Source organism: Pantoea sp. GM_Pan_4 (assembly GCF_026541005.1).
GTDB classification, from domain to species: Bacteria; Pseudomonadota; Gammaproteobacteria; order Enterobacterales; family Enterobacteriaceae; genus Pantoea; species Pantoea dispersa.
In genome coordinates, this window is record NZ_JALNUZ010000002.1 from 484,071 (window position 1) to 495,821 (window position 11,751).

An 11,751-nucleotide genomic window follows, 5' to 3' on the forward strand; every position below is an offset into this window, starting at 1 on the left:
TATGTCTCAGGCGGCACTGCGCGTTAGAAATCGCGAACCTCAGGAGCGTGCGCGCTCCGGACGGAGCAACGGAGCACGGCTGTTTGGCATCGTGTTCCTGCTGCTGGTGATGGGCATCATGGTGGCTGGCGGCCTGGTGGTGCTGAAGTGGATGAATGATGCGTCGCGTCTGCCGCTGTCGAAGCTGGTGGTGACGGGCGAAACCCACTACACCACGCACGATGATATTCGTCAGGCGATTTTATCGCTCGGCGCGCCGGGAACGTTCATGTCGCAGAACGTGGACATTATCCAGCAGCAGATCGAGCGTTTACCGTGGATTAAACAGGTTAGCGTGCGCAAGCAGTGGCCTGATGAGCTGAAGATAAACCTGGTGGAGTACGTCCCGGTGGCACGCTGGAATGACTCGCACATGGTGGACGCCGATGGCGTCTCCTTCAGCGTCCCGGCCAGCCACATCGGCAAAGAGACGTTGCCGATGCTGTATGGTCCGGAAGGCAGTGAGAAAGAGGTATTGGCCGGCTATCACACCATGAGTGATGTGCTGCGGGCCAGTAAGTTTACCCTGAAGGTCGCGTCGATGACGGCGCGGCGCTCGTGGCAGCTGGTGACCAGTGACGATGTGCGCATCGAACTGGGGCGCAGCGACACCATGAAGCGTCTGAACCGTTTTATTGAGCTCTATCCGGAGTTGCAGCAGCAGGGCCAGAGTCAGAACCAGCGCATCAGCTATGTTGATCTACGCTATGACTCCGGCGCCGCAGTAGGCTGGGCACCGGCACCGATTGAGCCACAGGACAGTAATCAGCAACAAAACCAGGCACAGGCTAAACCACAATGATCAAGGCAACGGACAGAAAACTGGTAGTAGGACTTGAAATCGGCACTGCGAAGGTCGCCGCCCTGGTTGGGGAAATTCTGCCCGATGGTATGGTCAACATTATTGGCGTCGGCAGCTGCCCGTCCCGCGGTATGGACAAAGGCGGCGTGAACGATCTGGAGTCGGTGGTGAAGTGCGTTCAGCGCGCCATCGACCAGGCGGAATTGATGGCAGACTGCCAGATTTCGTCGGTATACCTTGCTTTATCGGGCAAACATATTAGTTGTCAGAACGAAATCGGGATGGTTCCGATTTCCGAAGAGGAAGTCACTCAGGATGATGTGGAAAACGTGGTGCATACGGCGAAATCCGTTCGCGTGCGCGACGAACATCGTATTCTGCATGTGATTCCACAGGAATACGCCATCGATTATCAGGAAGGCATCAAAAATCCGGTTGGCCTTTCCGGCGTGCGTATGCAGGCCAAGGTGCATCTCATCACCTGCCACAACGATATGGCAAAAAATATCGTGAAAGCCGTTGAACGTTGTGGCCTGAAAGTTGACCAACTGATTTTTGCCGGACTGGCATCCAGTTTTTCGGTGCTGACCGAAGATGAACGTGAGCTGGGAGTCTGTGTTGTTGACATCGGTGGCGGTACAATGGATATCGCGGTGTACACCGGCGGCGCGCTGCGTCATACCAAAGTGATTCCCTATGCCGGGAACGTGGTGACCAGCGACATCGCCTATGCCTTTGGCACACCGCCAACCGATGCCGAAGCGATTAAAGTGCGTCATGGTTGTGCGCTGGGTTCGATTGTCGGCAAAGACGAAAACGTCGAGGTGCCGAGCGTGGGTGGACGTCCACCGCGCAGCCTGCAGCGCCAGACGCTGGCAGAAGTGATTGAGCCGCGTTACACCGAACTGCTGAATCTGGTGAACGACGAGATTCTGCAACTGCAGGAGCAACTGCGCCAGCAGGGCGTAAAGCATCACCTGGCAGCCGGTATTGTGCTGACCGGCGGTGCGGCGCAGATTGAAGGTCTGGCGGCCTGTGCACAGCGGGTGTTCCACACCCAGGTGCGCATCGGTCAGCCGCTTAACATCACCGGCCTGACGGATTATGCGCAGGAGCCGTACTACTCGACGGCGGTTGGCCTGCTGCATTACGGCAAAGAGTCACACATGAACGGTGATGCAGAAACGGAAAAACGTGCTTCAGTGGGCAATTGGTTTAAACGCATCAACAGCTGGCTGAAGAAAGAGTTTTAATTTTTTGAAAAAGGAGATCATCAGGCAATGTTTATGATCTCCAGGCGACAGGCACATAACGGAGAGAAATCATGTTTGAACCTATGGAATTAACCAATGACGCGGTGATTAAAGTCATCGGCGTCGGCGGTGGCGGTGGCAACGCCGTAGAGCACATGGTACGCGAGCGTATCGAAGGTGTGGAATTCTTCGCTGTGAATACCGACGCACAGGCGTTGCGTAAAACGGCGGTCGGCCAGACGATTCAGATCGGGACCAATATCACCAAAGGTCTCGGTGCGGGTGCTAACCCGGAAGTCGGTCGTACCTCGGCGGAAGAGGATCGCGAAGCACTGCGTTCTGCGCTGGAAGGGGCAGACATGGTGTTTATCGCCGCGGGCATGGGTGGCGGTACCGGTACCGGTGCAGCTCCTGTGGTGGCAGAAGTAGCCAAAGATTTAGGTATCCTGACGGTTGCGGTGGTGACGAAGCCCTTCAACTTCGAAGGGAAAAAACGCATGGCGTTTGCTGAGCAGGGTATCGCAGAGCTGTCCAAGCATGTTGATTCACTGATCACCATTCCTAACGACAAGCTGCTGAAAGTACTGGGCCGTGGTATCTCTCTGCTGGATGCCTTCGGTGCGGCTAACGACGTGCTGAAAGGTGCGGTGCAGGGTATCGCAGAATTGATTACCCGTCCGGGTCTGATGAACGTCGACTTCGCCGACGTGCGTACCGTGATGTCAGAAATGGGTTACGCGATGATGGGTTCTGGCGTTGCCTGTGGTGAAGACCGTGCTGAAGAAGCGGCCGAAATGGCGATCTCCAGCCCGCTGCTGGAAGATATCGATCTGTCGGGTGCGCGTGGCGTGCTGGTCAACATCACGGCGGGCTTCGACCTGCGCCTGGATGAGTTCGAAACCGTGGGTAACACCATCCGCGCCTTCGCCTCGGACAACGCGACCGTGGTTATCGGTACCTCGCTGGATCCAGAGATGAACGACGAGCTGCGCGTCACCGTGGTGGCGACCGGTATCGGCATGGACAAGCGTCCGGAAATCACTCTGGTGACTAACAAGCCTGCGACTCAGCCGGTCATGGATCATCGCTACCAGCAGCACGGCATGGCGCCGCTGCCGCAGGAGCAGAAACCGGCCGCGAAAGTGGTGAATGACCAGCCAGCGTCATCCAGCAAAGAGCCTGACTATCTTGATATTCCAGCCTTCCTGCGTAAACAGGCAGACTAAGAATATCCTGAGAATTGGGATTCTCCGCTCTTTGTGCTAAAGTATTCGCCCGCCGGTAATTTATACTGGCGGTCGGATGGGTAATATTGCGAGATAATGCGATGATCAAACAAAGGACATTAAAACGTATTGTTCAGGCGACTGGCGTCGGTTTGCATACCGGCAAAAAAGTCACGCTGACTTTACGCCCTGCGTCGGCTAATACCGGGGTCATCTATCGTCGCACTGACTTGAATCCACCGGTTGATTTCCCGGCTGATGCAAAATACGTGCGCGACACCATGCTGAGTACCTGCCTGGTGAATGATGAAGGCGTGCGTATTTCGACGGTTGAACACCTGAATGCTGCATTGGCAGGTCTGGGTATCGACAACATTATTGTTGAAGTCGATGCACCAGAAATTCCGATCATGGATGGCAGTGCCGCGCCTTTTGTTTATTTGCTGATGGATGCCGGTGTCGAAGAGCTGAACAGCGCGAAGAAATTCGTGCGCGTGAAGCAAACGGTACGGGTTGAAGATGGCGATAAGTGGGCCGAGATTAAACCGTACAACGGTTTTTCACTCGACTTCACCATCGACTTCAAACATCCGGCGATCGACTCAAGCTCGCAGCGTTACCAGCTCAATTTCTCGGCTGAATCCTTTGTGCGTCAGATTAGCCGTGCGCGCACCTTCGGCTTTATGCGTGAAATCGAATATCTGCAGTCTAAAGGCCTGTGCCTGGGCGGTAGTTTAGATTGTGCGATTGGCCTCGATGACTTCCGCGTATTGAATGAAGATGGCCTGCGCTTTGAAGATGAGTTCGTGCGTCACAAAATGCTGGACGCCATCGGCGACCTGTTCATGTGTGGTCATAACGTGATTGGCGCATTCTCTGCGTTCAAGTCCGGCCATGCGCTGAACAACAAACTGTTGCAGGCGGTACTGGCGAAGCAGGAAGCCTGGGAATGGGCGACCTTCGAAGACGAAGCTGAACTGCCACTGGCCTTCAAAGCGCCAAATTTAGTGCTGGCTTAATTAGTCAGCCATCAAACGGCGGGCTTCCCTGACACCCTCTCCGGTCAGTGGAACCCGCCGTTTTTTATTGCCCGCCGCTAAGCTGTAATCCCGCTCGCAAAACCCTGTTGCCAGCGACCAAACCCTGCGCAAAAAAACGTGAAATCCGCCGTAAGCCCTTTAATCCCTGATGTCGAAGCCCCACATAAGTGCTATTATCTGGCGCTCATGTAAGCAGGGTGCGTAACGCAACTCTGGCTTAGCGCTTAATGACTGGCATGATGGACGAAAGGTGATCGGGATTTTCTCACGCTGGCGACAACTCGGCAGACGCTATTTCTGGCCTCATCTCCTGTTGGGAATGGTGGCGGCCAGTCTCGGCCTGCCTGCCTGTGCACAAAGCGCAGAACCCACCAGCAGCGATTCGCCGGTCAGCAGCCTGTTTACCGGCAAGGTGGTGCGGTTTGATCACCTGATTCGCCTGCAGGAAAGCGCGCGCCGTCCCAGTTTCAACGTTGACTACTGGCATCAGCACGCCATCCGCACCGTTATTCGCCATCTCTCATTCAGCATGACGCCGCCCGCGACCGCGGAAGCGGAGCATGCATTGCCGCTGGCGGCGCAAAAGCTGGCGCTGATTGACTCGCTGCAGGCGCTGCTGACTTCACCCGCGCAACCTTTAGCCGCGATGGCACCGCCGTCGCGAGCGCATCATGTTTCGCCCAACGTTCACTCTTCTGCTGACTGGCAGGCTGCTATTCATGGCATCCGCGCCGGACCTTTCATTGCTTAACGCTAACGTTATTTTCCTTTTTCTGTTTTTTGCTTTTGCAGCCCGTATTGTCACGGCTGAATTGAGATAAATTTATTATGTTAATCAAATTGTTAACGAAAGTTTTTGGTAGCAGCAATGATCGTACTCTGCGCCGCATGCGTAAAGTGGTCGATGTCATCAACAAGATGGAGCCGGAGTTCGTCAAACTGTCTGACGACGAACTGAAAGCGAAAACCGATCAATTCCGCGAGCGCCTGAAAAAAGGTGAAACGCTGGAGAGCCTGATTCCCGAAGCCTTCGCCACCGTGCGTGAAGCCAGTAAGCGCGTGTTTGGCATGCGCCACTTTGATGTGCAGCTGATCGGCGGCATGGTGCTCAACGAACGCTGCATCGCGGAGATGCGCACCGGTGAGGGTAAAACCCTGACTGCGACGCTGCCAGCCTACCTGAACGCGCTGAGCGGCAAGGGCGTGCACGTTGTGACCGTCAACGACTATCTGGCGCAGCGTGACGCCGAAAACAACCGTCCGCTGTTTGAGTTCCTCGGTCTGACAGTCGGTATTAACCTGCCGGGCATGCCGGCGGTGGCTAAGCGCGCTGCCTATGCAGCCGATATCACCTACGGCACCAACAACGAATACGGCTTCGATTATCTGCGCGATAACATGGCCTTCAGTCCGGAAGAGCGCGTACAGCGTAAACTGCACTATGCGCTGGTGGATGAGGTGGACTCGATCCTGATCGATGAAGCGCGTACGCCGCTGATTATCTCGGGTCCGGCCGAAGACAGCTCCGATCTCTACATCAAGGTCAACAAAATCATCCCGCACCTGGTGCGCCAGGAAAAAGAAGACTCGGATAACTTCCAGGGCGAAGGTGACTTCTGGGTGGATGAAAAAGCCCGTCAGGCGCACATGACCGAGCGCGGTCTGGTGAAAGTGGAAGAGCTGCTGGTCAGTCAGAGCATCATGGATGAGGGCGAATCACTCTACTCGCCGACCAACATCATGCTGATGCACCACGTGACGGCAGCACTGCGCGCCCATGCACTGTTCACCCGCGACGTTGACTACATCGTGAAGGATGGCGAGGTGATCATCGTTGATGAACACACCGGTCGTACCATGCAGGGACGTCGCTGGTCTGATGGCCTGCACCAGGCGGTCGAAGCCAAAGAGGGTGTGGAGATCCAGAATGAAAACCAGACGCTGGCTTCCATCACCTTCCAGAACTACTTCCGTATCTACGAGAAACTGGCCGGTATGACCGGTACCGCTGATACTGAAGCGTTTGAATTCAGCTCCATCTACAAGCTCGATACCATCGTGGTGCCGACCAACCGTCCGATGGTGCGTAAAGATATGGCCGATCTGGTCTACATGACCGAGAAAGAGAAGATTGACGCCATTATTGAAGATATTCGTACCTGTACGGCTAACGGGCAGCCGGTACTGGTGGGCACCATCTCGATTGAAAAATCGGAAGTGGTATCCCAGGAGCTGACGCGCGCGGGTATCAAGCACAGCGTACTGAACGCCAAATTCCACGCCAGCGAAGCGGATATCGTGGCGCAGGCAGGTCAGCCAGCCGCGGTAACCATCGCGACCAACATGGCCGGTCGTGGTACGGACATCATGCTCGGCGGTAGCTGGCAGGCGGAAGTGGCCGCGCTGGAAAACCCGACGGAAGAGCAGATTGAAGTCATCAAGGCGGCGTGGAAACTGCGCCATGATGCGGTGCTGGCGGCAGGCGGTCTGCACATTATCGGTACCGAACGCCACGAATCACGCCGTATCGATAACCAGCTGCGCGGCCGTGCGGGCCGTCAGGGTGACGCCGGTTCTTCGCGCTTCTATCTGTCGATGGAAGATGCGCTGATGCGTATTTTTGCCTCCGATCGTGTGTCCAACATGATGCGTAAGCTGGGTATGAAGCCGGGTGAAGCGATTGAGCATCCGTGGGTAACCAAAGCAATTGCTAATGCGCAGCGCAAAGTGGAAAGCCGCAACTTCGATATCCGTAAACAGCTGCTGGAATACGATGACGTCGCTAACGATCAGCGCCGCGCCATTTACAGCCAGCGTAACGAACTGCTGGATGTCTCTGACGTTTCGGATACCATCAACAGCATCCGCGAAGATGTGTTCAAAGCCACTATCGACACTTACATTCCGCCGCAGTCGCTGGAAGAGATGTGGGATGTTCCGGGGCTGGAAGAGCGTCTGCGCAATGATTTCGATCTGGATCTGCCGATTGCTGAGTGGCTGGATAAAGAGCCGGATCTGCATGAAGAGACGCTGCGTGAGCGCATCATGAGCCGCGCCAGCGAAAACTATGCGGCGAAAGAAGAAGTGGTCGGCGCAGAAATGATGCGCAACTTCGAAAAAGGCGTGATGCTGCAAACGCTCGACTCGCTGTGGAAAGAGCATCTGGCGGCGATGGACTATCTGCGTCAGGGTATCCATCTGCGTGGCTATGCGCAGAAGGATCCGAAGCAGGAGTACAAACGTGAATCTTTCGCCATGTTTGCCGCGATGCTGGAGTCGCTGAAGTACGAAGTGATCAGCACCCTGAGCAAAGTGCAGGTGCGGATGCCGGAAGAAGTGGAAGCGATGGAGCAGCAGCGTCGTGAAGAAGCAGAGCGCCTGGCACAGCAGCAGCAGCTCAGTCACGTCGATGACGACACCGCAGCGGCCGCTGCACTGGCGGCACAGGGCGGTGAGCGAAAAGTGGGACGTAACGATCCGTGCCCATGCGGCTCAGGTAAAAAATACAAACAGTGTCACGGTCGTCTGGCCTGATAACAAAAAGGAGCCCGCGGGCTCCTTTTTCTTTGGCTGATTAGCGGGTAATCGCCATCAGCTTCTCCTCATTCAGCCGCACGCCATGGTAGGGCAGCGTAACCAGCAGCCCATCCGGCAAACCATAGCGTTTCAGCAACGCCCGGCTCTGAAACAGCAGCTGGTGATAGTTGTTATCGCTGATCCCCGGATAGCTCTCATTCCATACTGTGGCGATGATCTGCCGTTTCGAGGTGATGCGCAGCAGCAGGCAGGAGAAGAAGCGCTTCTGCGCTTCATTAAGCGGGATGGTCTTCTGTTCTGGCCACCAGGTTAAAGTGTTTTGCGCGCTGTCGAGCGTCAGGATGTCGTGAAAAACCAAATGGCGTAAGGTATTCATCTGTTTCTGTGCATCTTGCGCCAGAAACGTTGTTAGTTTGCGTTCCATGTGTAGTCGGCCTGGCTTAGAGTAAAGTGGCTGCGAGTATTCCCAACATGGCGCCGTGCGATCATTACGACCTGTCTTAATAACTGGAATCTGTGCGACAGGATCGCGGTGAAGCCGACAGCAGTTAACATCGTCCGGCGTCTGCTTTAAAATCAGCGCTCACTCACTACAAGCGGAATCCAGCTTATGAAACACCTGCAGGTGGCGGTGGGCATCATTCGCAATGCCAGTCGTCAGATCTTTCTTGCCCAGCGCGCAGCAAGCTCCCACATGGCCAACAAATGGGAGTTCCCGGGCGGAAAAATTGAACAGCACGAAAGCGCAGAACAGGCGTTAAAACGTGAGCTAATGGAAGAAACCGGTATTGAAGTGACGGCGGCGAAAGCGATTGGTCAGGCCGACCACAGTTACGATGACCTGCGTGTTACGCTGCATTTTTTCCTGGTGGAGGGCTGGCAGGGTGAGCCGTGGGGACGCGAAGGTCAGCCGCAGCGTTGGGTCGAGCAGCGTGATTTAGTGGCTGATGAATTTCCACCTGCCAACCACGCCCTGATTGCCCGCTTAGTGGCGGGCGAGATTTAAACTCAGGGGCCGCGTGCCCCTGCCGATCACGACTGCTCTTCACTCCAGTCGTCACTCTCCGTCATGTCTCCGCTGCTGGGAATGCGTTTCTCTTCAGCGGCCCACTCACCCAGATCGATCAACTGACAGCGTTTGCTGCAAAACGGGCGCCACGGGCTGAGTTCATCCCACATCACGGCTTTACCGCAGTTGGGGCAAGGTACGGTAATCATCTCTTCCTGCATAACATCCTCTAACAACAGGCTAATTCAAAATTCAGTCGCGCCGGTACTTCGCCGCGTTCGCTATCGAGCGGTAAAAAGCGGATGGCATAGCGGCTTTTATGACCAGAGACCTGCGGATAGAGCGCATCTTCCAGCGTCAGCTGCAGGCGCAGCAGGTCGGACCCTTCGGCGTTATCCTGATAAAAGCCGTTGAGGCTGGTCTGATGGCGAAACACGCCTGACTGACGAATCAGGTTGAGGATCATCGTCAGGCTGTTGCGCAGCGGATCGAGCGAGGCCAGCCAGCTATTCACCAGGGTATCGCGCAGCGCCTGTGGCTGGTGCAGCCAGATGTGTAAACCCGGCAGATCAAAACTGCAGCAGCCGCCGGGAATGCTCAGGCGCTGACGTACGGAGGCAATCAGCCGGTCTTCGCGCAGCTGCTGACCCATGCGCGGCGCGGCCATCAGCTCGCTGGACTGCTGCTTTAGCTGTTCGCGCAGCTGGCTGACGGTGTGTTCATCGACACCCGGCACATCCAGCCAGGCACGCAGTTTTTGCTGCTGACGCTCCAGCTCTTTTAACAGCTCGGTGCGCATATCGCCGCGTTCGAAGATATCCAGCAAGTCGCCAATAATACGAAATACACCCAGTGCGGCAACCGAGCTGTTGACCGGCAGCGTTTCGTCCAGCTGGTTAATCAAAAACTCCACGCGCAGCCAGGTGCGCATTTTCTCATTCAATGGGTGTTCAAACAGAACCACTGTGCTCATGATATTAATCCCGTCCGGTTGCTGCCAGGCGTAAATAGCGCTGGTGAAGTTCAGCAACGCGCGGCAAAGCCTGTTCCGGCGTGCCGCTGTTATCAATGATGTCATCCGCGCAGGCTAAACGCTGCTGACGGCTGGCCTGCGCGGCAAGAATCCGTTGCGCCTGGCTGAGAGAGATACCATCACGCTGGCGGGTGCGCTGCAGCTGCGTGGCCTCATCGACATCCACGACTAATACCCGGTCAGCCTGATGCTGCAGACCATTTTCTACCAGCAGCGGCACTACCCACATGACGTAAGGCGAAGCTGCCTGCGCCTTCAGCTGCTGGGTACGGGCGTTAATCAGCGGATGCAACAGTTGATTGAGCCAGTTTTTCTCTTGCGGCTGCTGGAAAATAATTTCCCGCAAACGCGCGCGATAAAGCGTGCCTTCTGCGGTCAGAATCGATTCTCCGTGGCGTTTCACAATCGCACTGAGCGCAGGTGTGCCCGGTTCAACCACCTCGCGGGCAATCACATCGGCATCTATGATGTCGACGTTCAGCGCGGCAAAAGCATCAGCAATGGTGCTTTTACCACTACCAATGCCGCCGGTCAGTGCAACGGTAAAAGGCATAGCGTTCTCTCAACATTTTTCTCATCTGCCGCAGCGTGATGAGAGCCCGATCACAATCGGTTTTCTCAGCTAAATTTAACGGATTGTAGCTTAAATAAAGTGAAATTCGCAGTCTTGTCGCGGAACGAATGGCGCGTATGATAACGACACTGGAGCCGTGAGCGCTACCCGAACTGCGGTTCGTCGTCACTAACCAGGACACTCTGCTATGCGTATCGAAGAAGATGTAAAACTGGGCTTTAAAGATGTATTGATCCGCCCGAAACGCTCCACGCTGAAAAGCCGTTCCGAGGTTGAGCTGGAACGCACGTTCACCTTCAAACATTCAGGCCTCGCCTGGTCCGGCGTTCCGGTGATTGCCGCCAACATGGATACCGTCGGCACCTTTACCATGGCCGAAGCGCTGGCAGGCTTTAACGTGCTGACCGCCGTTCACAAGCACTACAGTGTTGAAGCGTGGCAGACCTTTATCCAGCGCGTACCGGCTACAGTGCTCAGCCACGTGATGGTCTCCACCGGGACCTCAGAAGCAGATTTCACAAAGTTAAGCGCGATCCTCGCGCTGTCGCCCCAGCTCAATTTTATCTGTATTGATGTGGCAAACGGCTACTCCGAGCACTTTGTTGCCTTCCTGCAGCGCGCGCGGGAAAGCTTCCCGGGGAAAACCATTTGTGCCGGGAATGTGGTGACCGGTGAAATGGTCGAAGAGCTGATTCTGTCCGGTGCCGACATTGTGAAGGTGGGAATCGGCCCGGGATCGGTCTGCACCACGCGCGTCAAAACCGGCGTTGGCTATCCGCAACTCTCTGCGGTGATTGAGTGTGCTGATGCGGCGCACGGCCTCGGTGGGCAGATTGTCAGTGACGGCGGTTGCGCCGTGCCGGGCGATATCGCCAAGGCGTTCGGCGGCGGCGCTGACTTCGTGATGCTCGGCGGCATGCTGGCGGCACACGATGAGTGCGAAGGCACTCTTGTTGAAGAGCAGGGCGAGCAGTTCATGCTGTTCTACGGCATGAGCTCCGAATCCGCGATGAAACGTCATGTAGGCGGTGTGGCGGGCTACCGCGCCGCAGAAGGTAAAACCGTTCGTCTGCCGCTGCGTGGGCCGGTCGCGGAGACGGTGAAGGATATCCTCGGCGGGCTGCGTTCGGCCTGTACTTACGTCGGCGCAGAGCGCCTGAAAGAGCTGACCAAACGCACCACCTTTATTCGTGTGGCAGAGCAGGAAAACCGCGTCTTTAACCGCTGATGTGCCGCAA

12 protein-coding genes are annotated in these 11,751 nt (G+C 55.9%); 8 read left to right on the plus strand and 4 right to left on the minus strand.

What is annotated here, in order from left to right; translation table 11 throughout:
- The first annotated feature begins 1 nt into the window (after position 1).
- The 6 genes from ftsQ to secA all read left to right on the plus strand — a co-directional run bounded on the left by ftsQ (position 2) and on the right by secA (position 7,894).
- Entirely contained in the window at positions 2–841 is an 840-nt protein-coding gene (gene ftsQ, locus OXR61_RS08270; RefSeq protein ID WP_021507557.1) for a cell division protein FtsQ, read from the plus strand.
- Positions 838–2,094, plus strand: a complete 1,257-nt coding sequence (gene ftsA, locus OXR61_RS08275) for a cell division protein FtsA (protein ID WP_013507861.1) — start codon at positions 838–840, stop codon at positions 2,092–2,094. Before ftsQ ends, ftsA begins: the two co-directional genes overlap by 4 nt.
- A gap of 71 nt (positions 2,095–2,165) precedes the next feature.
- Entirely contained in the window at positions 2,166–3,320 is a 1,155-nt protein-coding gene (gene ftsZ, locus OXR61_RS08280; RefSeq protein WP_021507556.1) for a cell division protein FtsZ, read from the plus strand.
- Between the two features lie 101 nt (positions 3,321–3,421).
- Positions 3,422–4,339 carry a UDP-3-O-acyl-N-acetylglucosamine deacetylase gene (gene lpxC / locus OXR61_RS08285; protein ID WP_031279703.1) on the plus strand — a complete coding sequence of 306 codons (918 nt, stop codon included), beginning with the start codon at positions 3,422–3,424 and terminating at the stop codon, positions 4,337–4,339.
- A 271-nt stretch (positions 4,340–4,610) separates the two neighbouring features.
- On the plus strand, positions 4,611–5,111 hold the full coding sequence (secM, locus tag OXR61_RS08290; RefSeq protein ID WP_031279702.1) for a secA translation cis-regulator SecM: 501 nt from the start codon (positions 4,611–4,613) through the stop codon (positions 5,109–5,111).
- 77 nt (positions 5,112–5,188) lie between these two features.
- Positions 5,189–7,894 carry a preprotein translocase subunit SecA gene (gene secA / locus OXR61_RS08295; RefSeq protein ID WP_021507553.1) on the plus strand — a complete coding sequence of 902 codons (2,706 nt, stop codon included), beginning with the start codon at positions 5,189–5,191 and terminating at the stop codon, positions 7,892–7,894.
- Positions 7,895–7,934: 40 nt separating this feature from the next.
- Here the strand turns inward: secA and OXR61_RS08300 are convergent, their stop codons facing one another.
- Positions 7,935–8,321, minus strand: coding sequence for a transcriptional regulator (locus tag OXR61_RS08300; protein ID WP_021507552.1), 387 nt, complete (start codon positions 8,319–8,321; stop codon positions 7,935–7,937).
- A gap of 186 nt (positions 8,322–8,507) precedes the next feature.
- On the opposite strand from OXR61_RS08300, the gene mutT reads away from it, so the two are divergent.
- Positions 8,508–8,903 carry an 8-oxo-dGTP diphosphatase MutT gene (mutT, locus tag OXR61_RS08305; RefSeq protein ID WP_010618124.1) on the plus strand — a complete coding sequence of 132 codons (396 nt, stop codon included), beginning with the start codon at positions 8,508–8,510 and terminating at the stop codon, positions 8,901–8,903.
- Positions 8,904–8,929: 26 nt separating this feature from the next.
- On the opposite strand, the gene yacG is transcribed toward mutT, so the two are convergent.
- From yacG to coaE, 3 genes are read right to left on the minus strand one after another with little or no spacing between them, the layout of a single operon-like run.
- Entirely contained in the window at positions 8,930–9,127 is a 198-nt protein-coding gene (yacG, locus tag OXR61_RS08310; protein WP_021507551.1) for a DNA gyrase inhibitor YacG, read from the minus strand.
- Between the two features lie 8 nt (positions 9,128–9,135).
- Positions 9,136–9,879, minus strand: coding sequence for a cell division protein ZapD (gene zapD / locus OXR61_RS08315; protein ID WP_031279701.1), 744 nt, complete (start codon positions 9,877–9,879; stop codon positions 9,136–9,138).
- Positions 9,880–9,883: 4 nt separating this feature from the next.
- The gene (coaE, locus tag OXR61_RS08320) at positions 9,884–10,492 is read right to left on the minus strand and encodes a dephospho-CoA kinase (RefSeq protein ID WP_021507549.1); all 609 of its coding nucleotides are present in this window, start codon (positions 10,490–10,492) and stop codon (positions 9,884–9,886) included.
- A gap of 208 nt (positions 10,493–10,700) precedes the next feature.
- Here coaE and OXR61_RS08325 point away from each other — a divergent pair, with 208 nt between their 5' ends.
- Positions 10,701–11,741 carry a GMP reductase gene (locus OXR61_RS08325; protein WP_021507548.1) on the plus strand — a complete coding sequence of 347 codons (1,041 nt, stop codon included), beginning with the start codon at positions 10,701–10,703 and terminating at the stop codon, positions 11,739–11,741.
- Positions 11,742–11,751 lie beyond the last annotated feature (10 nt).